The organism is Bradyrhizobium sp. SOJA106 (genome assembly GCF_059448745.1).
This window is the reverse complement of sequence record NZ_CM182549.1, coordinates 7,722,339-7,746,478: the sequence shown is the minus strand read 5'-3', so window position 1 is coordinate 7,746,478 and position 24,140 is coordinate 7,722,339. Positions and strand designations below refer to the sequence as shown.

The following is a 24,140-nucleotide window of genomic DNA, read 5'->3' as shown; positions in this document are numbered from 1 at the left end:
GTCCTGTTCCGTTCGAGGCTAGCGATCGTCCAGCACGTCGCCGAAGCCGACCCAGCTCTTGCCGTTGAAGCGCCGGAGCTGAAGCTGCTGGAACGGCAGATAGTCGTCGGGGCCGGTGGTGACGGACATGCCGGGCAGCAGCAGCGGCAGCTTCACCTCTTTCAGCGAGGCCGCCTGGCGCATGATGTTGTCGCGGCTGAAATCATCCTTGCACGCCTTCAGCACCGTCATCAGCAGCGTCGCGTAGTGGTAGCCGGCCGCGTAGTTGGAGTTAGAGAGGTCCGCATTCGGCAGGTACTGCTTCATGAAGGCGAAATACTCCTTCACGCCGGGATCGCTGGCCCATTGCGGATCCATCGTGTCCTTCTGGTTGCTCGACGAGATCAGGCCGACGGCGTTGTCGAGCCCGGCCGGCTCCAGGAACGAGATCGACGAGGCCGAGGTCGGCACGAAGAACAGCTCGGGTTTCCAGCCGATCTCGGCGACGCCCTTGATCATCTGCGAGGTGAACTTGCCGAGCACGACGCCGAACAGCACGTCGGCGCCCGATGCCTTCAGGGTCGAGAGCTGCGAGCTGATCGTCGGTGCGCTGGTCTCGTAGGTCGCTTCGGCAACGATCATGCCGGCGGCCTTGTCGCCGAGCGCGCGCTTGAAGCCCGCGACATAGTCGCGGCCGAAATCGTCGTTCTGGGAGAGGATCGCGATCTTCGCGCCCGGCTTGGTGCGCAGCACGTGCTTGGCATAGACTACGCCTTCGGATTCATAGGCGGCCATGCCAGGCATGGTCCACGGATATTTCTGCGGATCGGCCCATTTGGTCGCGCCCGAGAGCACGAACAGCTGCGGCACCTTCTTGCCGTTGAGGTAGCGCTGCACGGCGCTGTTGGTGGCGGTGCCGAGCGAGCCGAACATCATCAGCACCTCGTCTTGCTCGACCAGCTTGCGGGTCTGCTCGACCGTCTTCGGCGGCGAATAGGCGTCGTCCAGGGTGATGAACTTGACCTTGCGGCCGTTGATGCCGCCTTCGGCATTGATCTTCTCGAAGAACGCTTCCTGCGTCCGGCCGATCGCGCCGAAGCCGGAGGCCGGGCCGCTATAGGGCAGGGTCTGTCCGATGCGGATCTCGTCGCTGCCTTCGGCGTGGGCGCCGCCGCCGGCAAGGGCCAGCAGGGACAGGCCGATCAATGCGGCTGTCAGCTTCATGATGTCCTCCTGTTTTTGTTGCCAGTCCGAGACGTCAGGCGCTGACGCGCATCAGGAACTCTTGCCTCGCCTGATCGAATTCGCGCTTCATGCGGTCGACGAGCTCCGCGACGGGGGGCACGTCGGTAATCTGGCCGATGCCCTGGCCCGATCCCCAGATGTCGCGCCACGCCTTGGATTTCATGTTGCCGCCCGAGCCGAAATTCATCTTCGATTTGTCTGCGGCGGGGAGATTGTCCGGATCGAGGCCGGCGGCGGCGATCGACGGACCGAGATAATTGCCGTGCACGCCGGTGAACAGGTTGGTGTAGACGATGTCGTGCGCGGCGTGCTGTGTCAGCGCCGACTTGTAGGCCTCGTCGGCATTGGCTTCCTGGGTCGCGATGAAACGCGTGCCCATATAAGCGAGGTCGGCGCCCAGCGTCAGTGCCGAGGCAATGCCATAGCCGTCGCTGATCGCGCCCGACAGCAGGACGGCGCCGTCGAACCATTGCTTGACCTCGCGCACCAACGCGAAGGGCGACAGCATGCCGGCGTGTCCGCCCGCGCCCGCGCAGACCAGGATCAGGCCGTCGACGCCCTGCTCGGCCGCTTTGCGCGCGTGCTTGACGTTGATGACGTCGTGGAACACCAGCCCGCCATAGGAATGCGCGGCTTCGACGATCTCCGCCGGCGGCCGCAGCGAGGTGATGATGATGGGCGCCTTGTGCTTTACGCAGGTCTCCATGTCCTTCATCAGCCGGTCGTTGGAGGCATGGCAGATCTGGTTGACGGCGTAGGGTGCGACCTTCTTGCCGGGATTGCGCGATTTGTATTCGCCGAGCTCGTCCTCGATCCGGCTCAGCCATTCGCCGAGCTTCTCGACCGGCCGGGCATTGAGCGCGGGAAAGGAGCCGACGATTCCCGCCTTGCACTGGGCGATCACCAGTTCCGGCCCGGAGACGATGAACAGCGGCGAGCCGACCACGGGCAGCTCTAGCGAATTCTTCAAGAGAGTGGGCAGTGCCATCATGTCCTCCCGAAACGGGGCCCCGCCGGCGGGCGGATGACGAGGCGTTTCCGTTTTGATTGTCGCGCGGGCAAATGGGCCGCCGTGGCGCGGATTTGATCCCATTATAGGATTGGACGGCCCGGCCCGGCCGTTCAATAATGAACGGAGGATCATTCAGGAATGAACAGGGCCGCCGAATGGACTGGGACCTTTGCAAGACCTTCGTCGCGGTCGCCGATACCGGCAGCTTGACGGCCGCCGCCCGCCGGCTGCACACCAGCCATCCCACCGTCAGCCGCAAGATCGCGGCGCTGGAAGCTCAGCTCGGCACCCGATTGGTGGCGCGCGCCGCCGACGGTCTGGCGCTGACCGCGGATGGACGGACTTTGCGCGAGCACGCCGAGGCGATGGCGGTCGCAGCGCTGCGGGCCGAGACCGCAGTCGCGGCGGGTGGACACAAGGCGCGCGGCATCGTCAAGCTGTCAATCGGCGCGACGCTCGCCTCGCACTGGCTGATGCCGCGGCTGCCTGCCTTCCTGCGCGCGCACGGTCATATCCAGCTCGAAATCATCACTCATCCGTTTCCGGCGAGCGTGCGTCGGCGTGAGGCGGACGTGGTGCTGCGCCCCTTCGACAGCGGCGAGGAGAACCTGGTCGGCCGCAAGATCGGCCGTCTCGGCACGGGCTTCTATGCCTCGCGCGACTATGCCGCCGGGCGGCCCCTGCCCGAACGGCGCGGCGATTGGAAGGAGCACAGCGTCATCGGCTTCGCCGACCAGACGTCCAATGCGCAACTTGCGCGCTGGAGCGACGTCGTCACGCGGCAGGCGAGGGTGGTGATGCGCTGCTCGTCGCAGGGAGACATGCTGGCGGCGGTCCGCGCCGGCATCGGAATCTCCGCGCTGTCGTGCTTCGTCGCCGAAAGCTATCCCGATCTCGTGCGCGTCGCTCCGCAGAAGCTCGCCAGCGTCGCGGACCTCTGGCTGCTGGCCCATCCCGACCTCGTCGAGCTCCCGGCAGTGCGCGCCGTGATCGAATTCGTCGCCGAATGCGCCCGGACCGACCGCGCGCGGCTGCGGGGTTAGCCCGAGCCCATGAGCACGCCTTCGCGCTTCTTCACCGCGCGGTAGTAGCTCCACCACAGATGCGCCGCCGCGCCGCGCAGGGGACGCCAGGGTTCGGCGAGCGGCGCCATCTGCTTCTCGGTCGGCCGCGCCTTCAGGCCGAGCCCGATGCGGATGCCTTCCTGCACGGCGAGATCGCCGGCCGGCCAGGCATCGCCGTGGCCGAGGCAAAACAGGAGATAGACGTCCGCGGTCCACGGTCCGATGCCGGGCAGCGAGATCAGCGTGTGATGCGCGGCGTCGGCGTCTTCCTCCGCGAGCACGTCGAGGTTCAGCCGCTGCGCATTGATCTCGCGTGCCAGATGCTTCAACGTCTTGATCTTGGCGGCGGACAGGCCGAGCCGCCCCAGCCGATCGGTGCGGGCGCGGCGCACCGCCTCATGGTCGAACGGATCGAACGCGGCCGACAGTCGTCCCCAGATCGCCGCCGCGCTCGCGGTCGAAAGCTGCTGCCCGCAGACGATATGGGCCAGTCCAGTAAAGCCCGGCTCGCGCCGCCGTAACGCCGGCATGCCCGCGATCTCGAACACGGGCTTGAGGCGCGGATCGCGCTTGACCAGCGCGTGGACGGCCTGTTCGAGATCGGATTGGGTTTCGAGGTGGATGGTCATCGCAGTTCGGCAAGCTCTTTCCGGCGTCATGGCCGGGCTTGACCCGGCCATCCATCTCCTATCGTAACAGAGTCATGGAGGATGGATTGCCGGGTCAAGCCCGGCAATGACGAATAGCTGAGAACTCATGCCACCCGTTTTCCGATTTGCCCCCAGCCCTAACGGCCTGCTGCATCTCGGCCACGCCTATTCCGCGCTGCTCAATTTCGACCGCGCGCGCGAGGCGGGCGGACGGCTGCTGCTGCGGATCGAGGACATCGATGCGACGCGTTGCCTGCCGGAGTTCGAGGCTGCGATCTACGAGGACCTCGCCTGGCTCGGCATATCATGGGAGACGCCGGTGCGCCGGCAGTCCGAGCATCTCGCCGACTATCGCGCCGCGCTGGACAAGCTCACCGCGCTCGGGCTGGTCTATCCCGCCTTCGAGAGCCGCGGCGAGATCGCCAAGCTCGTCGCCGAACGCGAGGCCGATGGGCCATGGCCGCGCGATCCCGATGGGGCGCCGCTTTACCCGCGCGATGCGAAGTCGCTCCCTGCCGACGAGCGGGTGTGGCTGATCGCGTCAGGTACGCCTTATGCGCTGCGGCTCGACATGGCGGCCGCCTGCCGCCACGCCTGCGGCCTGAGCTGGAACGAACTCGGCGAGGGTCCCGGTGGCGAGCGCGGCACCGTCCCGGCACGGCCGGAGACCTGGGGCGACGTGATCCTGGCCCGCAAGGAGACCCCGACGAGCTACCACCTGTCCGTGGTCGTCGACGACGCCCTCCAGGGCGTCAGCGAGGTCGTGCGCGGCCGGGACCTGTTTCACGCCACCTCGGTCCACCGCCTGCTCCAGCTCCTGCTTGATCTGCCGGAACCCGCCTATCGCCACCACAGCCTGATTTGCGATGCTGCGGGACGGAAGCTGTCGAAGTCGGACCGCTCTACCGGACTGCGCGAGTTGCGCGCGGCCGGCATGACGTCCGCCGGTATCCGCCAGCTGGTGGGATTAGGTTAAGTTTCTCTGGGGTTTAGCCAAACGCCGCCGTGACTCCAGGTGTTCCGACGTGCCATTCTTGCGGTTGAGCCCGGGGTTCGAAGGACGTTCTTCGAAGGGGAGTTATGGCGGCGAAAACGCGCCCAGCGCGCACCACGCGGATGTCCAGGCGTCCGCCTCGGAAGCAGTCCGGGACGGCCGGCCGGGTGCGTCAGCGCAGTCCCAAGGCGGACGCGCCGGACGTGGTCCAGGCCGCGCTCGCCGCCTTTGCCCATGAGGTCCGCACCCCCCTGACCGGCATTCTCGCGATCAGCGACCTGCTCGCGACCTCCGATCTCGGCGAGCGGGAGCGGCGCTGGGCCGACACGATCAAGGCCGGCGCCGAGCATCTGGCGAGCCTCGCCACGCTGTTCGTGGATGCCGCCAAAACAGGGAAGGGCGGCAGCACGCTGCGCCAGGACCTGTTCGACCTCAGGACGCTCGCCCGCAGCGCCGGCGATTCGCTGGCGGGTCGTGCCGCGGCCAAGGGCCTTCAAGCCCAGGTCGAGATTTCCGGAAAGCTGCCGGGCCTCGTGGTCGGCGACCCCGTCCGGCTGCGCGCTGCGCTGGAGAATCTGATCGACAATGCTGTCAAGTTCACCGAGCACGGCGCTGTCGCGCTCGCGGTGTCGCCCTGGCGTCCCCCCAAGGGCAGGAAGCGCGACAAGGCAAAGGGCAGGATCGGGGTTGCCTTCTCGGTCTCCGACAGCGGCATCGGCCTCACGATGGCCGAGATCAAGCGGCTGTTCCGCCCGTTCACCCAGGCGAATGTCACCATCGCCACGCGCTTCGGCGGCGCCGGGCTCGGCCTGTCATCGGTGAAGCAACTGGCGCGCGCGATGGGCGGCGACATTACCGTGGGGCCGCGCCGCGGCGGCGGCGCCACCTTCACGCTGACCGTGTCGCTGGAGGCGGTGGGGCCGGCCAGGTCCCGCAAATCGAAGAACGGCAGTGAAGCGGATGCGATGGCTGCGCTGCGCGTGCTCAGCGTCGAGGACAATCCGTTCGGCCGCGTCGTGCTCAACACCATCCTGACCGAGCTAGGCCATCATGCCGAGTTCGTCGGGCGCGGCGAGGACGCGATCGAGCGGCTGGCGCAGGGCGCATTCGACGCGGTGCTGATGGATATGGTGCTGCCGGGCATCGACGGTGTCGAGGCTATCAGGCGCATCCGCACCATGCCGGCGCCGCTGGCCCGGATTCCCATCATCGGCGTGTCCGGCCGCGGCGAGGACGAGGCGGCCTCGCGCGAGGCCGGTGCCGATGCCTTCCTGGTCAAGCCTGTGTCGCCTCGGGCTTTAGCGACTGCGCTGCTTGAAGCGAGACGCCGTGAGGAAGCCGCGACTTGATGATCGCGGCGTTGAGCTCGCCGCCGTAAACGAAGATCGCGGCGATGAAGTACAGGAACACCAGCGCGATGATGACCGAGGCGAGCCCCGCATACATCGTCACGTAGTTGTTGGCGAAGCGCGCCAGGTATTGGCCGAACACGACGCCCGAGATCAGCGACGCCACCATCGTGAACACGATGCCGGGCAGGATCTGGAAGAAGCTGCGCCGTCCCGCCGGCAGCCAGGCGTGCAGGATGAACAGCGCCACCACCAGCGCGGCGATGGTGATGCCGTAGCGCAGCCAGGTGAGGATGCTCTCGTTGGACTCGACGAACAGCGGAATGTGGCGCCGCGCCGCCTCGATCAGTAGTGGTCCGAGCACGATCAGGAACGCCATGGCGAGCGCGGTGAAGGCGGCGACCAGCGTGTAGCCGATCGATTCCAGACGCAGCCAGTACCATCGCCGCATCTCTACCACCGCATAGGCGCGGTTGAGCGCGACCCGCAGCGCCTCGACGCCATTGGAAGCGAAGTAGACCGACAGCGCCGCGCCGATGGTCAGCACGCCGGAGCGGGTCGTGGTCAGCACGTCGTGCACCTCGCCCGAGATGGAATCGGAGACCTGCTTGGGCCAGACCTGGAGCATCAGGCTGGCGGCCTGGTCGGCAAGTTCCTTGGAGCCGAAGAAACCGGCGAGCGAGGTCAGCACGATCAGGAACGGGAACAGCGCCATCAGCGTCGACAGCGCGATGTGGCTGGCGATCGCCCAGCCGTCGTCGGCCAAGAACGTGTAGAAGGCGTCTATCACGACGACGTAGATGGTGCGGACGGCTTTCAAATGGCACCTACACCGTTGCCTTCCTCTGCCCGCTTGCGGAGAGAGATGAGATGAGCAGGCGATTGGCGCAAATCGGAAATCATTCCGCTAGCATCTGATATTATTGGCCTAAAAGCCAGATCGCGAAGCGCCCCGGAATGACCGCCGGGGAGATAGCGAACCGCCGCATGCGGTGTTATCTACCCTCAGATGGCATCTATCCTGAGTACTTTCATCCTGCCGATCGCGGTCGGCGCCGTGGCTTTGGTGCTGCTGCTCGGCCTCGTCAACATGATGCGTGGCGGCTCGCCCAACACCTCGCAGAAGCTGATGCGCTGGCGCGTGCTGCTTCAGTTCGTGGCGATCGTCATCGCCATGCTCGCAGTCTGGGCGATGGGACACTGAACATGGTTCTGCTCAACCGCATTTATACGAAGACCGGTGACGACGGCACGACAGCGCTCGGCTCGGGCGAGCGCCGTCCGAAATATGATCTGCGCGTCGCGGCCTATGGCACGGTCGACGAGACCAACGCCGCGATCGGCGTGGTACGGCTGCACACTCATGATATGCCCGAGTTCGACGCGATGCTCGGTCGCATCCAGAACGACCTGTTCGATCTCGGCGCCGATCTCGCGGTGCCCGAGCAGGAGGGCAAAGCGGAGCGGCTGCGGGTTGTGGCGAGTCAGGTCGAGCGGCTCGAGCGCGACATCGACGCGCTCAACGACAAGCTCGCGCCGCTGACCTCGTTCGTGCTGCCGGGCGGCACGCCCGCGGCGGCTTACCTCCACGCCGCCCGCACGATATGCCGCAGGGCGGAACGCGTCATCGTGGAACTGGCGGCGCAGCCCGGCGAGCCGGTTGGTCGCGCTGGCATCCAATATATGAACCGCCTGTCGGACTTCCTGTTCGTGGCCAGCCGCGCCGCTAACCATAACGGCGCGGGCGACGTGCTCTGGATTCCTGGCCAGAACCGCTGACCCATTGAGATCGGTATTTCCAAGGTCTAAAATTTGGCCCTGTCGCGCGTTGACCAGGCCGGATCAGGCCTTTAGGTTCCGCGCCAGTTGAATAATCCCCCTCCCAGATTGAGTGAAAGAGGATCGATGAAGGTCTTAGTGCCGGTAAAGCGGGTGGTCGATTACAACGTCAAGGTCCGCGTCAAGGGCGATGGATCGGGCGTTGAGCTCGCCAACGTCAAAATGTCCATGAACCCGTTCGACGAGATCGCGGTCGAGGAAGCGCTGCGCCTGAAGGAAGGCGGTAAGGCGACCGAGGTCGTGGTGGTCTCCATCGGACCGGCGCAGGCGTCCGAGACGATCCGTACCGGTCTTGCCATGGGCGCCGATCGCGGCATCCTGGTGAAGGCCGACGGCAACGTGGAGCCGCTCGCCGTCGCCAAGATCCTGAAGAAGGTTGCTGAAGAAGAGCAGCCGGGCCTGATCATCCTCGGCAAGCAGGCGATCGACGATGACAGCAACCAGACCGGCCAGATGCTGGCCGCGCTGCTCGGCTGGTCGCAGGCGACCTTCGCCTCGAAGCTCGAGGTCGAAGGTTCGGATTTCAAGGTCACCCGCGAAGTCGACGGCGGGCTGCAGACCGTGAAGTTGAAGGGGCCGGCGATCGTCACAACCGACCTTCGTCTCAACGAGCCGCGTTATGCCTCGCTGCCCAACATCATGAAGGCGAAGAAGAAGCCGATCGCGGAGAAGGCCGTCGCCGATTACGGCGTCGACGTCACCGCGCGTCTCGAGGTTCTCAAGACGACTGAACCGGCAGGCCGCAAGGCGGGCGTCAAGGTCAAGGACGTCGCCGAGCTGGTGTCGAAACTCAAGAACGAAGCCGGGGTGCTCTGATGACGACGCTTCTGATTGCCGAACACGACAATGCGTCGTTGAAGGATGCAACCAATAAGGCCATGACCGCGGCTGCCGCGCTCGGCGCGGATGTCGAGGTGCTGGTGGCTGGCCAGAACGCCAAGGCGGCCGCGGACGCCGCTGCCAAGCTGGCCGGCGTCAAGAAGGTGCTGCTCGCCGATGGCGAGACCTATGCGCACGATCTCGCCGAGCCGCTGGCCGCGCTGATCGTCTCGCTGGCCCCGTCCTATGACGCGATCGTCGCGCCCGCGACCTCGCGCTTCAAGAATGTGATGCCGCGCGTCGCAGCCCTGCTCGACGTCATGCAGGTCTCGGAGATCATCAAGGTGGTCGCGCCCGACACCTTTGAGCGTCCGATCTATGCCGGCAACGCCATCCAGACCGTGAAGTCGAAGGACGCCAAGAAGGTCATCACGGTCCGAACCTCCACCTTCGCCGCGGCGGGCGAAGGCGGCAGCGCGCCGGTTGAGAGCGTCCAGGCGGCGGCCGACCCCGGCCTGTCGACCTTCATCGGCGAGGAAGTCGCCAAGAGCGACCGCCCGGAGCTGACCTCGGCCAAGATCATCGTCTCCGGCGGCCGAGCCATGCAGAGCCGCGAGAACTTCGCCAAGTACATCGAGCCGCTGGCCGACAAGCTCGGCGCCGGCGTCGGTGCTTCCCGTGCGGCGGTCGACGCCGGCTATGCGCCGAACGATTGGCAGGTCGGCCAGACCGGCAAGGTCGTGGCCCCCGAGCTCTACGTCGCGGTCGGCATTTCCGGCGCGATCCAGCATCTGGCCGGCATGAAGGACTCCAAGGTGATCGTCGCGATCAACAAGGACGAGGACGCGCCGATCTTCCAGGTTGCCGATTACGGCCTGGTCGCCGACCTCTACCAGGCGGTTCCGGAGCTGACGGCCGAACTCGGCAAGCTCGGCAAGTAAAACGCGTTAAAAACACCGGCCGGAGGCATAAACTCCGGCCGGTTTTTCTTTTTCGAGGCGTTTTCTTTGGCGTGGGGCACGCCTTGGAAGCGATCCAATCTAGGTTTCGAGCCCGGGTTCTGATTAAATCGGGTTTCTGGTCAAATCAGACCTCCCGGCTCAGGGGATAGGCAGGGCGCGGTATGCGCGCCGTTCCGGTGGATGACATTATGGCGGCAGTGATCAAGAAGGTCGGCGTGATCGGCGCGGGTCAGATGGGCAATGGCATCGCGCATGTCGCGGCGCTGGCCGGCTTCGACGTGGTGCTCAACGACGTTTCGGCCGACCGCCTCAAATCGGGCATGGCCACCATCAACGGCAATCTGGCGCGCCAGGTCTCCAAGAAGGCTGTGACCGAGGACGACAAAGCCAAGGCGCTCGCGCGCATCAAGCTCGCAGAGAGGCTGGACGACCTCGCCGACTGCGACCTCGTGATCGAGACCGCGGTCGAGAAGGAAGAGGTCAAGCGCAAGATCTTTCACGAGCTCTGCGCGGTGCTGAAGCCGGAGGCGATCGTCGCCTCCGACACATCGTCGATCTCGATCACCCGGCTTGCCGCAGCCACCGACCGACCCGAACGTTTCATCGGCATTCACTTCATGAATCCGGTGCCGCTGATGGAGCTGGTGGAGCTGATCCGCGGCATCGCCACCGACGATGCGACCTTCGATGCGTCCAAGGAATTCGTCGCCAAGCTGGGCAAGCAGGTCGCCGTCTCCGAGGATTTCCCGGCCTTCATCGTCAACCGCATCCTGCTGCCGATGATCAACGAGGCGATTTACACGCTGTATGAAGGCGTCGGCAATGTCGAGGCGATCGACGCCGCGATGAAGCTCGGCGCCCATCATCCGATGGGCCCGCTGGAGCTTGCCGATTTCATCGGCCTCGATACCTGCCTGTCGATCATGCAGGTGCTGCACGAGGGCCTCGCCGACTCCAAATACCGCCCGTGCCCGCTGCTGGTGAAATACGTCGAGGCCGGCTGGCTCGGCCGCAAGACCCAGCGCGGCTTCTACGACTACCGTGGCGCCAAGCCAGTTCCGACTAGGTAAAGGCACTCTCGTGCCCCGGACGCAGCGCGGAGCGCTGCAGAGCCGGGGCCCAGAAGCCGCATGCACAAAGCCTGGGTCCCGGCTTTGCGTCGCGTCATTTCATGACGCGCCTTGTCCTGGGACACGAGTCCATCCGCTCCGTGACAATTCATGGCGCGTTAACTCCTCGCGCCTAGGTTACAGCCGCTACGAGGGTTCGCGTAATGGACATGATGGCAATGGTCGGCACCATGCTGGCCGCTCAGCAAAGCGCGCTGCAATCGAATATCGCGGCGACGCTCACCAAGCAGAACATGGACATGGAGAAATCCACGGTCCTGACGCTGCTCGGCGCCGGTCAGCCCTCGCTCGCCAATGTCGGCCCCGGCATTGGCGGCAATCTCAATGTCACGGCCTAGCGCATGATCCGGAAAAGCGGATACCGGTTTTCCGATCAGATATTTAAAGCGACGCGGCGGCCTTGCCGGTCGCGGCACGAAGCAGCTTGAGCGCATCCTCGCTCGCCCATTCCGCCGGCCCGGCAATCGTCGCGATCTCGCATCCTTGCGGGTCGACCAGCACCGAAGTCGGCATGCCCAGCGCCCGGCCTATGGCCTTAAGATCCTGAAAAACCTTGGCTTTCTGGTCGTTGAAATAGCCGAGCCGGGTCAGATTGGCCTCCTTCAGGAAGGTTTTCGGCTTCTCTGGGTCGCGGGTGTCGATATTGATCGCCACCACCTCGAAATTCGGGCCCGACAGCTTGCCCTGGAGCTCATCGAGCGCCGGCATCTCCTTCCGGCACGGCACGCACCAGGTGGCCCAGAGGTTCACCAGCAGCGTCTTGCCGCGGAAATCCGAGAGCTTTTTCGGCTTGCCGTCGGCATCCTCAAAGGTGAGGTCGGGCAGCTTCAACGGCGCGCTCGCCATGGTCAGCGCGGCCACCTCGCCGTGGGCGAGCGGGGCGATCTTTTGGGCCGTGGCCACCGCCGGCTTGCAGGTCGGGTCGCCTGAAGGCGCCCGGCTCAGGCCCAGCCCGTACAGCGCGGCGAAGCCGGCAAGGCCCCCGACCACCACGGTGGCGATCACGATAGGGATCCTCCGCGTGGCGGAAGGCTTTGGGTCGAGCATATCGTTTGTCATCCGGTCGCAGATATGGCTATCAGGGGCCTCTTAATACGGCTGGCCTCGGCCAGCAAACATGCGGCAAAGCAAGGCGTGAGCAGGGGATCATGAGCAACAAGATGTGGGGCGGCCGGTTCTCGGAACGTCCCGATGAGATCATGGAAGAGATCAACGTCTCCATCGACGTCGATCGTCACCTGTTTGCCCAGGACATTGCCGCGTCCAAGGCCCACGCCGCGATGCTCGCCAGCCAAGGCATCATCACGGCCTCTGATGCGAAAAATATCGGCAAGGGTCTAGACACGATCTTGTCAGAGATCGGCAAGGGCGACTTCACGTTCAAGCGCGCGCTCGAAGATATCCATATGAACGTCGAGAGCCGCCTGTCCGAACTGATCGGCCCCGCCGCCGGCCGGCTGCACACCGCGCGCTCGCGCAACGACCAGGTCGCGACCGACTTTCGTCTCTATGTCCGCGACGTCATCGACGACACCGACGCGGCGCTCGCGGAGTTCCAGCAGGCGCTGGTGGAGCGTGCGCTCGAGCATGCCGGCACCGTGATGCCCGGCTTCACGCATCTGCAGACCGCGCAGCCCGTGACCTTCGGCCACCATCTGCTCGCCTATGTCGAGATGACCGCGCGCGATCGCGGCCGTTTCCAGGATGCGCGCAAGCGGCTCAATGAATCCCCGCTCGGCGCCGCCGCGCTCGCCGGCACCTCGTTCCCGATCGACCGCCACGCGACGGCGAAGGCGCTCGGCTTCGACCGTCCGATGGCGAACTCGCTCGATGCGGTCTCCGACCGCGACTTCGTGCTGGAAACGCTGTCGGCGGCTTCGATCTGCGCCGTGCACATGTCGCGCCTTGCCGAGGAGATCGTGATCTGGACCTCGCCGCTCGTGGGCCTGATCCGCCTCAGTGACAAGTTCACCACGGGCTCCTCGATCATGCCGCAGAAGCGCAACCCGGATGCCGCCGAGCTGGTGCGCGCCAAGACCGGGCGCGTCATCGGCGCGCTCAACGGCCTGCTGATCGTGATGAAGGGCCTGCCGCTCGCCTATCAAAAGGACATGCAGGAGGACAAGCAGGGCGCCATGGAGGGTTTTGCCGCACTGTCGCTGGCGATCCGCGCCATGACCGGCATGGTCCGCGACCTCGTGCCCGATGAGGCCAGGATGAAGGCTGCCGCCGGCGAGGGCTATGCCACCGCGACGGACCTTGCCGACTGGCTGGTGCGGACGCTGAAGATGCCGTTCCGCGACGCGCACCACGTCACCGGCCGCATCGTCGCCAAGGCCGCCGAGGGCGGCGTGGCGCTGCACGAGCTGCCGCTCAAGGACATGCAGGCGATCGAGCCGAAAATCACCAAGGACGTGCTCGGCGTGCTCTCGGTCGAATCGTCGGTGAAGAGCCGGACCAGCTTCGGCGGCACCGCGCCGAAGAACGTGACGTCGCAGGCAAAGAGCTGGGCGAAGCGGCTGGAAAAAGAGCAAAAATTGGGCTGAGGGCAAAATTTCGCTGATGTTTCATGGTCATCCGGCTCTCGCCAGAGCGCGCCAATCTCTGTATGGTGCGCGCCGCGTAGTGGGGATTTCGTCGTGACGTCAAAGTTTCGCCCGGCCGGCTCGGGGTGGGCCATCATTGTCTTGAGCCTGACGGCGCTCGCGCTGGCCGGCTGCGGCCGCAAGGGCCCGCTGGATCTGCCGCCGACCGCCTCCAGCGCGTCCACGGCCAATATCGCAGCGCCGACCGATACCGAGATCGAAGCCCAGAAGACGCCGAGCGTGTTCAACCCCACCTATGGTGCGGATGCTGCGCCGGCGGCGCCGAAGGGCAGCAAGAAATCGTTTATTCTCGACCCGCTCCTGGACGAAAGACCCAGCCGGTAGGCTGGCGCAACCGAGCCAACGCCATGAACCATTTCGACTATCGCAACGGCGTGCTGCACGCCGAGGCGGTGAACCTGTCCGAGCTGGCCGCAACGATCGGCACGCCGTTCTACTGCTATTCGACCGCGACGCTGGAGCGGCACTACCGCGTCTTCACCGACGCTTTCGCCGGTGAGAAGGTGCTGGTCTGCTACGCCATGAAGGCGAACTCCAACCAGTCCGTGCTGCGCACACTGGCCAAGCTGGGCGCCGGCGCCGATGTCGTCTCCGGCGGCGAGCTCAAACGCGCGCTGGCGGCCGGCATTCCCGGCAGCAAGATCGTGTTCTCCGGCGTCGGCAAGACGGAAGCAGAGCTGCGTGCTGCGCTGGCTGCCGACATCCTCTGTCTCAACGTCGAATCCGAGCCCGAACTGGAGCTGCTCTCCCGGCTTGCGACCGAGATGGGCAAGACCGCGCGCATCTCCGTGCGCGTCAATCCCGATGTCGACGCCGGCACGCACGCCAAGATCTCGACCGGCAAGTCCGAGAACAAATTCGGCATTCCGATCGCCCATGCCCGCGAGGTCTATGCCCGCGCCGCAAAGCTGCCGGGCATCGAGGTGACAGGCACCGACGTGCATATCGGCAGCCAGATCACCGACCTCTCCAAGATGGAGACCGCGTTCCGCATCCTCTCCGAATTCGTGCAGACGCTGCGCAGCGACGGCCACAACATCTCTCATGTCGATTTCGGCGGCGGGCTCGGCATTCCCTATTACATGGACCGCGAAGCGCCGCCTGCACCCGACGCCTATGCCGCCATGGTCAAGCGCGTCAGCCACAATCTCGGCTGCACGCTGATGTTCGAGCCTGGCCGCATGATCGTCGGCAATGCCGGCATCCTCGTCGCCAAGGTCATCTATGTGAAGCACGGCGATGGCAAGAACTTCGTCATCATCGACGCCGCGATGAACGATCTGATCCGCCCCACGCTGTACGAGGCCCATCACGACATCCTGCCGGTGATGCAGCCCGCCAAGGGCGCCGCCACAATCGTGGCCGATGTCGTCGGCCCTGTCTGCGAGACCGGCGACTATCTCGCGCTCGACCGCACGCTGCCGACGCCGAAGGCCGGCGATCTCCTCGCCATCATGACCGCGGGTGCCTATGGCGCGGTGCAGGCCGGCACCTACAACACGCGGCCGCTGGTGCCCGAGGTGCTGGTGAAGGACGACCAATACGCCGTGGTGCGCTCGCGCGTCGAGGTCGAGCAACTCATCGCGATGGACAAGCCGGCACCGTGGCTGTGAGTTGGCGACGTCGGCTCAACAACCTCGGTGTCGTCCCCGCGAAACGCGGGGACCCATACTCCCAGGCAGTGGTGGCGGCACGGAGGAATCCGCGCTTCGCTTGTCCGGGACGACGAGGAGAATGTGGGACGACTATTTCCCCGTCACGCCACCCGTCTTCGCGCCGACCACGACGCCCGCCTTCTTCTCGATCGGCTTGATCGCCGCCGTGAAATCGGACTCGGCACCTTCCGCAGCTATCACGGTCTCCCACAATCGTCCGACCGCGTCCGCAATCTCCATCGACAGGCCGAGCTGCTTCATCTCCTCCAGCGCGAGCCGCACGTCCTTCACCATCAATCCCGTGGCGAAGCCGAAGTCGAATGTCCGCGGCAGGACCGAGCGCGGAAACTTGTCGCGGCTCGCGGTGTTCATGCCCGAGCCGGCATTGATGACGTCGATCATCACGGCGGGATCAAGCCCGGCTTTGACGCCCATCACCACCGCTTCCGACGTCGCCACGATCGCAGTGGCCGAGAGGAGATTGTTGGCGAGCTTCATCGTCTGCGCCGCGCCGGGCTTCTCGCCGATGAAGAACACTTTTCCGATGACGTCGAGCGCCGGCTTCAGCAACTCGTACTCGACCTTCGGCCCCGACACCATCACCGCCAGCGTGCCCCTCTCGGCGCCGCCGACGCCGCCCGACACCGGGCAGTCGATCTGCACGATGTTGCGCTTGGCGAGCAAGCCGTGAATCTTCGCGGCCATCGCCGAGCCGACGGTGGAGAGATCGACGAAGCGCTTTGCGCGTTTGCCTTCGATCACGCCGTTTGCGCCCGTCGCGACCTCGAGCGAAGCCTGCAGCGACGGCAGGCTCGCCATCACGGTCTCGACCTGGTCGGCAACGTCCTTTGGCGATGCCGCAGCAGTTGCGCCGCGCGCCACCAGCCTGTCCGTGCCCTCCTTGCGCGTGTCGAACACGACGAGCTTGTGCCCGGCCTCGATCAGCCTCCGCGCCATCGGAAAACCCATGTTTCCGAGGCCGATGAATCCGATATCCATGGTGTTTCCTTATTTCTTCTTGGTTGTTGTGAAAGATGCTCGTTCCATCCTCGCTGTCGTCCCGGATCGCCGCTGCGCTCCAGACAACGCTACGCCTTGTCGGGAGCTTCGCTTGTCCGGGACGACGGAGGTGAGGATGTTGCGTCCCTGACCTCGCGCGCCCTCACGCCTTCCCGTCGATCTCCGCGAACACCTCTCGCGCGATGCGGAAACTGTCGACGGCCGCGGGCATGCCGCCATAGATCGCGACCTGCATCAGGATCTCGCGGATCTCGTCGCGGGTGACGCCGTTGGTCAGCGCGCCCTTCAGATGCGCGCGAAACTCGTGCTGGCGGTTGAGGATCGCGATCATGGCGATGTTGAGCATGCTGCGGGTCTTGCGCGGCAACTCCTCGCGGCCCCACACCGTGCCCCAGCAATATTCGTTGAGCATCTCCTGGAACGGCCGGTTGAAATCGTCGACGTTCTTCAGGGCATTGTTGACATAGGCCTCGCCCAGCACCGCTTTGCGGACTTCCAGGCCCTTGTCGTGCATCTTCTTGTCCATGTCGTTTCCTCATCTCTCCCTCAGGGGCGGCGCGGAAACTACGGGGTTGCAGCGAGCCAGTCACGTCCTCGTGTTATGCGGGAAAAGGGGTCTCTCCCGTACAGGAACGGATGCCTCAGTGCTGCCGTTGTGGTAGGCTTCTCTACCGGGCAACCTGGAGAGTTGATTGAACGGCGTCACCCCCGACCCGTCAGACCCGATCCGCAACAGTGACGCTCTGTCGCGGCTGAAGCTGGCGCAGGCCCTCGATCGGGCCATTTATGCCATCGCGTGGGAGCGTGCCTGGCCAAATCTGGCGCGTCTTCTGACCGTCGTCGGCCTGTTTCTGGCCCTGTCCTGGGCCGGGCTCTGGCTGGCGTTGCCGTTCGTGGCGCGCGCCATCGGCCTCGTCATTTTCGCCGGCATTGCGATTGCGGCCTTGTTGCCGCTGGTTCGTTTCCGCTGGCCGAGCCGCGAGGAGGCGCTCGCCCGGCTCGACCGTGGTTCCGGCATTCGTCACCGCCCGGCCACCACGCTGACCGATACGCTGAGCTCGCAGGATCCGGTCGCGCAGGCGCTGTGGCGAGCCCAGCGCGAGCGCACGCTGGCCTCGCTCAAGCGCATCCGCGCCGGACTGCCGCATCCGCGCATCGCCATCCATGATCCCTGGGCGCTGCGCGCGCTGGTGATGGTGTTGCTGGTGGCGACCTTCTTCGCCGCCGGCGACGAGCGCGCGATGCGGCTTGGGGCCGCTTTCGACTGGAACGGCGTGCTGGCGCCGACGAATGTCCGCGTCGATGCCTGGGTCACCCCGCCGCTCTACACCGGCAGGCCGCCGGTGATCCTGTCGGCCGCTAACAAGGAGGCCGCGGCGCTGCCGGCCACTGGCCCGCTCGCCGTTCCCGCCGGCTCGACCCTGATCGTGCGCTCCTCGGGCGGCAGCCTCGATGTCACCGTCTCTGGCGGCCTCAAGGAGGTCGCTCCGACCGAGGCGACGCCCAAGGGCACCAACGAAAAGCATTTTGCCATCACCGGTGACGGCACCGCGCATGTGCGCGCGCCCTCGGGCCAGCCGCAATGGGCCTTCGCCGCGACGCCGGACCACCCGCCGACCATCGCGCTCGCCAAGGAGCCGGAGCGCCAGGCCCGCGGCGGACTCCAACTCTCCTACAAGATCGAGGATGATTACGGCGTCACCGGCGCCGAAGCGCAAATCGGCTTGCGCCCCGCCGATGCCAAGGACGCCAGCAAGAATGGCGGCAAGGACGCCGACACCAAAGTGGCCGCGCGGCCGCTGTTCCAGCCGCCGAAATTCCCCCTGGTGCTGCCGAATGCACGCACACGCAATGGCGTCGGCCAGACGGTGAAGGATCTCAGCGAGGATCCCTATGCCGGCGCCGACGTCACGCTGACGCTCACCGCGAAGGACGAGGCCGGCAACGAGGCCAAGAGCGAGCCCTTCAACATGCGCCTGCCCGAGCGTCTGTTCACCAATTCGCTCTCTCGCGCGCTCATCGAGCAGCGCCGCATCCTCGCGCTCGACGCCAACAAGAATTCCGAGGTCTATGCGGCGCTGGACGCGCTGATGATCGCGCCCGAATTGTTCACGCCGGATGCCGGCTGCTATCTCGGCCTGCGCAGCCTGGCGTCGCAGCTCGAGGCGGCTCGCACCGACGCTGCGCTGCGCGAGGTGGTGGCGAGCATGTGGGCGTTCGCGACGACCATCGAGGACGACGGCGTCGCCGGCAGCGTCAACGCCGCGCTGCGTGCGGCGCAGGACGCGCTCAAGCACGCGCTGGAACGCGGCGCCAGCGAGGACGAGATCCGGGTGCTGACGCAGAAGCTGCGCGAGGCCATGGCCGGCAAGGTGCGCGATCTCGCCCGGCGCGCCGAGCAGAATCCGCTCGGAGCCAGGCAGCCGTTCCCCGCGGAGGTCCAGCTCATCCTCGACAAGGCAATCGAGCTGCGACAGAAGACCCAGCATGCCACGCCAGAGCAGCTCGAAGAGCTGGCGCAGCAGCAGGACGCGTTGCGTCAGCAGCTTCAGGCCTATCGGAAGTCGGCGAACAGCCGGGCCAACAAGGGCGAGGACGGGGCCAACCAGTTTACGCGGGACCGGAAATGCGGAAGCTAGCGCGCGTGCCAGTCTTGAAGGCGATCTCGATCGCCTGCCTCGCCGTCCTGTTGGGAAGCGTCGTGCCTGCCGCTGCCCAGCTCGATCAGGATCCTGACGCGCTGCTCGACAGCGCGGAAAAGGCGATGCAGGATTCCGGCGACAGCCTGCGCCAGAAGGAATCCGGCAAGAGCCTGAACAACCAGTCCGATGCGATCCAGAAGCTCGAGGAATACAAGCGCGCGACGGAACGGAGTCAGTCCTCAAATCGCGATCGTTCCGTCATCACGCAGCGTGATCTCGACGATCTCCTGAAGCAGATCGAGAAGGCGGCGAAGGAAGGCAATCGCGAGGCGGCCCAGCGCCTGCTCGAGCAGCTAGCGCAGATCATGGAAAACCTCCAGATGGCGCAGCCCGGGCAATCCGGCGACAGCGAGATGGAGCAGGCGCTGAACGAGCTCAGCGACATGATCCGCAAGCAGCAGCAATTGCGCGACAAGACCTTCAAGCAGGGCCAGGACTCCCGGCGCGATCGTTCGCGTGGCAAGCAGGGCGATCAGTCGATGTCGGACCTGCAGCAGGATCAGCAGGCGCTGCGCGGCCGCTTGAAGAAGCTTCAGGATCAGCTCGCCAAGCGCGGCCTCATGCAGAAGGGGCAAAAGGGTCAGAATCAAAAAGGCCAGCAGGGGCAGCAGGGCGACCAGGGTCAGCCCGGCCAGAATGGCGATCAGGACGGCGATGGTGATGACGAGGGCGGTCTGGACGCCGCCGACGGCGCCATGGGCGATGCCGGCTCCAAGCTCGGCGAGGGCAATGCCGACGGCGCCGTGGACTCCCAAGGCAAGGCCCTCGAGGCCTTGCGCAAGGGCGCTCAGAAGATGGCCGAGGCGATGCAGCAGGGCGACGGCGAGGGCCAGGGCGATGGTCCCGGCAACCGCGCCGGTCGTCAGCAGAGCGGCAGCAACCAGACCGACCCGCTCGGCCGCCCGCTCCATGGCCGCGATCTCAGCGACGACTACACGGTGAAGATCCCCGGCGAGATCGACGCGCAGCGCGTCCGCCGCATCCTCGAAGAGCTCCGCCGCCGGCTAGGCGATCCCTCGCGCCCGCAGATCGAGCTGGATTATCTCGAGCGGCTGCTGAAGGATTTTTGACGGAAAAGTTGCCATAAGCGCGCTGTCATCGCCGGCCAGCCGGGGCATGACACCGGTGTGTGGCTGGTGTGGCCCGCTAGCCCTTCTTCGCCGCCAGCGCATCCGCGACCGCGGTGCGGATGTCGGCCACCGAGAACGGCTTTGTCACGACGTCATGCACCAGTGCGTTGAGGTTCGAGGCGCGCTCGCGCTGGTCGGCAAAGCCGGTCATCAGCAGGATGGTGAGGCCAGGGAAGTCGCGCGCGGCGGCGAGCGCCAGCGCGATGCCGTCCATCACCGGCATCTGAATGTCGGTGAGCAGCAGGTCGAACGCGCCGTCCTCGCGGGTCAGGATCTCCAATGCCTCGGCGCCGTCCTGCGCGGTGACGATCTCGTGGCCGTCCATGGCGATGGCGCGCGCCACCAGCTGGCGCATCGAATCCTCGTCGTCGGCGATCAGGATTTTCGACATGAGATCAACCTTGGGACCAGCCTCCCGTGGAGGATACGCGAGATCAATTACACGCTGCCGCCGGCGATGTCGCGCCGGTTGAAGAAGCGAACGTCGATGTTGCGGCCCTCGGGCGGCGGCGAGGCCAGGCGCGAGCGGAAGAAGGCGCGCTCGCCCGGTTGCAGCACGGTCTGTTCCAGCACGGTGTTCCAGGCATAGATCTCCGCGCCTTGCGCGTCTCGCACGGCAAAGCGCAGCCGCGGGATATCGAGCGGCTTCTTGCCCTGGCCGACGATCACACCCTCGATCACCAGCACTTGCTTACCGTCAACGGTCTCGCTGGAGAGCTTGACGTCCTTGAAGGCAAGCCCGCGCAGGTTTACGTCGAACCCGACCAGCTTGTAGAACGCGGCGGTCTGCGGCAGCAGTCGCACCATGTCGCCGCGCCAGATGATCAGGGCCAGCACCAGCGCGCCCATGGCAGCGCAGGCGACGGGCAGGCCGAAATAGGATTTGCGCGGCCTCGCGGCGGGGACCGGGCGGCTCACCCGCGCGCCGCGGCGGCTGAACAGGCCGCGGAACCAGGACTGGTGCTGCGCGCCGAGGGCGTCCTCTTCGGCCGCGCGAGCGGCCGCCGACCACTCATCTTCCATCTCCTTGGCCTCGTCGGCCGGCCAGTCACTGGCGATGGATGGACTGTCGACGACCGGCGTATCCGCGGCGCTATCGTCCTTGGCGTAGGAGTTCCACTGCTCGGCGAGGTCGGACTGGTCTTCGGACTGGCTGGCCGCGGCCAAGGCCGGAACGGATGCCTCCTCGATGGCATCATCGGCATAGGCGACCCAGGTCTCCTTGCAGCGGGAGCAACGGACGGTCCGTCCGTTCGTCCCAAGGCTCGCGAGCTTGATAGCGTAGGATGTCGTACAATGAGGGCAGACGATATGCATGGACACGGGCCTTGATGCACGGACTGGTCTTGACAATGCCGCGGGCGCCGAGAGCCGGGCACTCCAAATGCTACAAGGCGACCGTTAACGAACCGGAAACCATAACGGTCGCACAACCCCTTGATCGCGTGTGGCGGGGTGCCGCGGCGCGGCCCCCTCTCGAACGGAGCTGAACTTGGTTCGGTTCGAAAATGTCGGATTGCGTTACGGACTGGGGCCGGAGATTCTGCGCGACCTCAGCTTCCAGATTCCGGCGCATTCTTTTCAATTCCTCACTGGCCCGTCCGGCGCCGGCAAGACGTCGCTGCTGCGCCTGTTGTTCCTGTCGCACCGGCCGACGCGGGGCCTCGTCAATCTGTTCGGCTACGACATCTCGCAGCTCGGCAAGGACGAGATCGCCGATCTGCGCAAGCGTATCGGCATCGTGCTCCAGGATTTCCGCCTGCTCGACCACATGACCACCTACGAGAACGTCGCGCTGCCGTTCCGCGTCATGGGCCGCAGCGAGTCGAGCTACCGCAAGGAGGTGATCGACCTCTTGCGCTGGGTCGGGCTCGGCGACCGCATGGACGCGCTGCCGCCGATCCTGTCCGGCGGCGAGAAGCAGCGCGCCGCGATCGCCCGCGCCGTGATCTCGCGGCCGCAGCTGCTGCTCGCGGACGAGCCGACCGGCAGCGTCGATCCGACGCTCGGCCGCCGCCTGCTGCGGCTGTTCATCGAGCTCAACAAGTCGGGCACCGCCGTCATTATCGCCACCCACGACATCGGTCTGATGGACCAGTACGAGGCGCGGCGGCTGGTGCTGCATCAGGGACGGTTGCACGTCTATGAGTAGGACCGACGAGCGCGGCGTGCTGGTCGACCTCGGACAGGAGCGTCCGCAGCTTCCGGCCAAGGCGCGCAACATGTCGCCGATCGTGCCGCGTGCCTCGATCCATGGCCGCGCGCTGGTCGCCGTCGTTGCCATCATGACCTTCCTCGCCTCGATGACGACTGGCACGGTGCTCCTCGTCAGCGCCTCCGCCGCGGAATGGCAGTCGGATGTCGCAAGCGAAATCACCATCCAGGTCCGTCCCCAAGCGGGACGCGATCTCGACCGCGACACCGCGGCCGTGACCGAGGCGATGCGCGCGCAGCCCGGCATCGTCGAGGTCAAGCCGTTCAGCAAGGACGAGAGCGGCAAGCTGCTCGAGCCCTGGCTCGGCACGGGCCTGTCGATGGACGATCTGCCGGTGCCGCGCATGATCATCGCGCGGGTGCAGCCGGGCACACAGCTCGATCTCGCTGCCTTGCGCGCGCGCGTGACGCAGGTGGCGCCAAGCGCCAGCGTCGACGATCACCGCGCCTGGATCGAGCGCATGCGCTCGATGACCAACGCCACCGTGCTCGCCGGCATCGGCATTCTCGCGCTCGTCATTATCGCGACCATCATCTCGGTGTCGTTCGCGACCCGTGGCGCCATGGCGGCGAACCGCCCGATCGTCGAGGTCCTGCATTTCGTCGGCGCCGGCGACCGCTACATCGCCAACCACTTCCTGCGCCATTTCCTCCGCCTGGGGCTGGAGGGCGGCGTGATCGGCGGCGGCGTCGCCATGCTGCTGTTCGGCTTCTCCGAGTCGATCGCCGGCTGGTTTTCCGGCACGCCCGTCGGCGACCAGTTCGCGGCGCTGCTCGGCACTTTCTCGCTGCGGCCCTCGGGCTATGTCGTGCTCGCGGTGCAGGCGGTGTTGATCGGCGCCATCACGGCGGTTGCCTCGCGCCAGACCCTGTTCGCGACATTGAATGACATTGATTGAGATTTCTTCGCCTCTCCGCTCAAGCGGGGCTCGAGGGAGTGCAACACTGAGGACGATGGAGTTGTGGTCCGTTGCATTCATCGAGCCCAACAAACCAGACTCCACTTCGCCTCAAAACGTCCTAAAATCATCCCGGGAAGGGATCATCGACATCACATGACCTCAAAGGCCGACGATCGATCGCCGAAACTGCCGCGCGGCTGGCTGCGCGCGGCATTGGTCTCGACGATCGCGTTCGCCTTCGTCGGCGCGGTGGCGGGCTTCCTCGCGTTCCTGTCGCAACTACGGGGCGCCGAGATCGCTCCTGGGCGCAAGGCCGACGGCATCGTTGTCCTGACCGGCGGCTCCTCGCGGGTGTCGGACGCGATGGAGCTGCTGGCTGCCGGCTACGGCCAGCGGCTGCTGATCTCCGGCGTGCATCCGACCTCGACCGCGAGCGACATCTCGAGGACCCTGCCGGAGAACCAGTCCTTCATGCATTGCTGCGTCGATCTCGACCGCACCGCGATCTCCACCCGCGGCAACGCGGCGGAGGCGCGGCGCTGGACCGAAGGGCGCGGCTTCAAGTCGCTGATCGTGGTCACCTCGAACTATCACATGCCGCGCGCGCTGGTGGAGTTCTCGCATGCAATGCCGAAAACGACGCTGATCCCGTTCGCGGTGGTCGGCGAGAAATGGCGCGAGGAGCCGTGGTGGACCTCGGCCTCCACCTTGCGGCTGCTCCTGTCCGAATATGTCAAATATGTCGCGGCCGAGATCAGGGTCCGTCTGGAGGATTTCGGGATTGACCTTTCGCCCGAGATGTCGGAGCAGCCTCCAGGCCAGCAGCCGAAGCGGCCCGCCACCGCACAGGCCAATTGATCGGACCCTC

At 65.8% G+C, this 24,140-nt stretch carries 26 protein-coding genes; 17 read left to right on the top strand and 9 right to left on the bottom strand.

What is annotated here, in order from left to right:
• Nucleotides 1-18: 18 nt before the first annotated feature.
• A complete protein-coding gene (locus AC5V87_RS36525) occupies nt 19-1,203 on the bottom strand; it encodes an ABC transporter substrate-binding protein (protein ID WP_456842340.1) in 1,185 nt (394 codons plus the stop codon).
• A 34-nt stretch (nt 1,204-1,237) separates the two neighbouring features.
• The gene (locus AC5V87_RS36520; protein WP_495369349.1) at nt 1,238-2,212 is read right to left on the bottom strand and encodes an NAD(P)H-dependent flavin oxidoreductase; all 975 of its coding nucleotides are present in this window, start codon (nt 2,210-2,212) and stop codon (nt 1,238-1,240) included.
• Between the two features lie 179 nt (nt 2,213-2,391).
• Between AC5V87_RS36520 and AC5V87_RS36515 the strand changes: the two genes are divergently transcribed.
• A complete protein-coding gene (locus AC5V87_RS36515) occupies nt 2,392-3,279 on the top strand; it encodes a LysR family transcriptional regulator (RefSeq protein ID WP_456842342.1) in 888 nt (295 codons plus the stop codon).
• On the opposite strand, the gene AC5V87_RS36510 is transcribed toward AC5V87_RS36515, so the two are convergent.
• Nucleotides 3,276-3,929 (bottom strand): DNA-3-methyladenine glycosylase family protein, encoded by a 654-nt coding sequence (locus AC5V87_RS36510; protein ID WP_456842343.1) that lies wholly within the window; start codon nt 3,927-3,929, stop codon nt 3,276-3,278. The two genes, AC5V87_RS36515 and AC5V87_RS36510, sit on opposite strands and share 4 nt — an antisense overlap.
• Before the next feature lie 127 nt (nt 3,930-4,056).
• Between AC5V87_RS36510 and gluQRS the strand changes: the two genes are divergently transcribed.
• Entirely contained in the window at nt 4,057-4,926 is an 870-nt protein-coding gene (gluQRS, locus tag AC5V87_RS36505; protein ID WP_495369348.1) for a tRNA glutamyl-Q(34) synthetase GluQRS, read from the top strand.
• 104 nt (nt 4,927-5,030) lie between these two features.
• The gene (locus AC5V87_RS36500; protein ID WP_456842345.1) at nt 5,031-6,293 is read left to right on the top strand and encodes an ATP-binding protein; all 1,263 of its coding nucleotides are present in this window, start codon (nt 5,031-5,033) and stop codon (nt 6,291-6,293) included.
• Here AC5V87_RS36500 and AC5V87_RS36495 read toward each other — a convergent pair.
• Nucleotides 6,220-7,113, bottom strand: coding sequence for a YihY/virulence factor BrkB family protein (locus AC5V87_RS36495; RefSeq protein WP_456842346.1), 894 nt, complete (start codon nt 7,111-7,113; stop codon nt 6,220-6,222). The two genes, AC5V87_RS36500 and AC5V87_RS36495, sit on opposite strands and share 74 nt — an antisense overlap.
• 189 nt (nt 7,114-7,302) lie before the next feature.
• Between AC5V87_RS36495 and AC5V87_RS36490 the strand changes: the two genes are divergently transcribed.
• The 6 genes from AC5V87_RS36490 to AC5V87_RS36465 all read left to right on the top strand — a co-directional run bounded on the left by AC5V87_RS36490 (nt 7,303) and on the right by AC5V87_RS36465 (nt 11,381).
• Nucleotides 7,303-7,497, top strand: coding sequence for a twin transmembrane helix small protein (locus tag AC5V87_RS36490; protein WP_456842347.1), 195 nt, complete (start codon nt 7,303-7,305; stop codon nt 7,495-7,497).
• A gap of 2 nt (nt 7,498-7,499) precedes the next feature.
• Nucleotides 7,500-8,072 carry a cob(I)yrinic acid a,c-diamide adenosyltransferase gene (locus AC5V87_RS36485; RefSeq protein WP_456842348.1) on the top strand — a complete coding sequence of 191 codons (573 nt, stop codon included), beginning with the start codon at nt 7,500-7,502 and terminating at the stop codon, nt 8,070-8,072.
• Nucleotides 8,073-8,198: 126 nt separating this feature from the next.
• Nucleotides 8,199-8,948: an electron transfer flavoprotein subunit beta/FixA family protein gene (locus AC5V87_RS36480; RefSeq protein WP_456842349.1), complete on the top strand. Its 750-nt coding sequence runs from the start codon at nt 8,199-8,201 to the stop codon at nt 8,946-8,948.
• Nucleotides 8,948-9,892 carry an electron transfer flavoprotein subunit alpha/FixB family protein gene (locus AC5V87_RS36475; RefSeq protein ID WP_495369347.1) on the top strand — a complete coding sequence of 315 codons (945 nt, stop codon included), beginning with the start codon at nt 8,948-8,950 and terminating at the stop codon, nt 9,890-9,892. Before AC5V87_RS36480 ends, AC5V87_RS36475 begins: the two co-directional genes overlap by 1 nt.
• Nucleotides 9,893-10,101: 209 nt before the next feature.
• Nucleotides 10,102-10,983 (top strand): 3-hydroxybutyryl-CoA dehydrogenase, encoded by an 882-nt coding sequence (locus AC5V87_RS36470; protein ID WP_456842351.1) that lies wholly within the window; start codon nt 10,102-10,104, stop codon nt 10,981-10,983.
• 203 nt (nt 10,984-11,186) lie between these two features.
• Nucleotides 11,187-11,381, top strand: coding sequence for a putative motility protein (locus AC5V87_RS36465; RefSeq protein WP_495369346.1), 195 nt, complete (start codon nt 11,187-11,189; stop codon nt 11,379-11,381).
• Nucleotides 11,382-11,424: 43 nt separating this feature from the next.
• On the opposite strand, the gene tlpA is transcribed toward AC5V87_RS36465, so the two are convergent.
• Nucleotides 11,425-12,090, bottom strand: coding sequence for a thiol:disulfide interchange protein TlpA (gene tlpA, locus AC5V87_RS36460; protein ID WP_495369345.1), 666 nt, complete (start codon nt 12,088-12,090; stop codon nt 11,425-11,427).
• A 101-nt stretch (nt 12,091-12,191) separates the two neighbouring features.
• Here tlpA and argH point away from each other — a divergent pair, with 101 nt between their 5' ends.
• The 3 genes from argH to lysA all read left to right on the top strand — a co-directional run bounded on the left by argH (nt 12,192) and on the right by lysA (nt 15,262).
• Nucleotides 12,192-13,589 carry an argininosuccinate lyase gene (gene argH / locus AC5V87_RS36455; RefSeq protein WP_495369344.1) on the top strand — a complete coding sequence of 466 codons (1,398 nt, stop codon included), beginning with the start codon at nt 12,192-12,194 and terminating at the stop codon, nt 13,587-13,589.
• A gap of 93 nt (nt 13,590-13,682) precedes the next feature.
• Nucleotides 13,683-13,973, top strand: coding sequence for an LPS translocon maturation chaperone LptM (gene lptM, locus AC5V87_RS36450; protein ID WP_092215557.1), 291 nt, complete (start codon nt 13,683-13,685; stop codon nt 13,971-13,973).
• Between the two features lie 23 nt (nt 13,974-13,996).
• Nucleotides 13,997-15,262, top strand: coding sequence for a diaminopimelate decarboxylase (lysA, locus tag AC5V87_RS36445; protein ID WP_456842355.1), 1,266 nt, complete (start codon nt 13,997-13,999; stop codon nt 15,260-15,262).
• A gap of 132 nt (nt 15,263-15,394) precedes the next feature.
• Here lysA and AC5V87_RS36440 read toward each other — a convergent pair whose 3' ends face one another.
• The gene (locus tag AC5V87_RS36440; protein ID WP_495369343.1) at nt 15,395-16,303 is read right to left on the bottom strand and encodes an NAD(P)-dependent oxidoreductase; all 909 of its coding nucleotides are present in this window, start codon (nt 16,301-16,303) and stop codon (nt 15,395-15,397) included.
• A gap of 163 nt (nt 16,304-16,466) precedes the next feature.
• The gene (locus tag AC5V87_RS36435) at nt 16,467-16,850 is read right to left on the bottom strand and encodes a carboxymuconolactone decarboxylase family protein (protein ID WP_008567285.1); all 384 of its coding nucleotides are present in this window, start codon (nt 16,848-16,850) and stop codon (nt 16,467-16,469) included.
• A 166-nt stretch (nt 16,851-17,016) separates the two neighbouring features.
• Here AC5V87_RS36435 and AC5V87_RS36430 point away from each other — a divergent pair, with 166 nt between their 5' ends.
• Both AC5V87_RS36430 and AC5V87_RS36425 read left to right on the top strand, forming a co-directional pair.
• Nucleotides 17,017-18,963 (top strand): TIGR02302 family protein, encoded by a 1,947-nt coding sequence (locus AC5V87_RS36430; protein ID WP_495369342.1) that lies wholly within the window; start codon nt 17,017-17,019, stop codon nt 18,961-18,963.
• A complete protein-coding gene (locus AC5V87_RS36425) occupies nt 18,951-20,096 on the top strand; it encodes a DUF4175 family protein (protein ID WP_495369341.1) in 1,146 nt (381 codons plus the stop codon). Before AC5V87_RS36430 ends, AC5V87_RS36425 begins: the two co-directional genes overlap by 13 nt.
• 76 nt (nt 20,097-20,172) lie before the next feature.
• On the opposite strand, the gene AC5V87_RS36420 is transcribed toward AC5V87_RS36425, so the two are convergent.
• Entirely contained in the window at nt 20,173-20,547 is a 375-nt protein-coding gene (locus tag AC5V87_RS36420; protein WP_495369340.1) for a response regulator, read from the bottom strand.
• A gap of 47 nt (nt 20,548-20,594) precedes the next feature.
• Nucleotides 20,595-21,473 carry an MJ0042-type zinc finger domain-containing protein gene (locus AC5V87_RS36415; RefSeq protein ID WP_495372003.1) on the bottom strand — a complete coding sequence of 293 codons (879 nt, stop codon included), beginning with the start codon at nt 21,471-21,473 and terminating at the stop codon, nt 20,595-20,597.
• 175 nt (nt 21,474-21,648) lie between these two features.
• Between AC5V87_RS36415 and ftsE the strand changes: the two genes are divergently transcribed.
• From ftsE to AC5V87_RS36400, 3 genes are all read left to right on the top strand, one after another.
• Nucleotides 21,649-22,308 (top strand): cell division ATP-binding protein FtsE, encoded by a 660-nt coding sequence (ftsE, locus tag AC5V87_RS36410; RefSeq protein WP_495369339.1) that lies wholly within the window; start codon nt 21,649-21,651, stop codon nt 22,306-22,308.
• Entirely contained in the window at nt 22,301-23,269 is a 969-nt protein-coding gene (locus AC5V87_RS36405) for a cell division protein FtsX (RefSeq protein WP_495369338.1), read from the top strand. The genes ftsE and AC5V87_RS36405 overlap by 8 nt, the downstream gene beginning before the upstream one ends.
• Nucleotides 23,270-23,425: 156 nt before the next feature.
• A complete protein-coding gene (locus tag AC5V87_RS36400) occupies nt 23,426-24,130 on the top strand; it encodes a YdcF family protein (RefSeq protein ID WP_495369336.1) in 705 nt (234 codons plus the stop codon).
• Nucleotides 24,131-24,140: the final 10 nt, after the last annotated feature.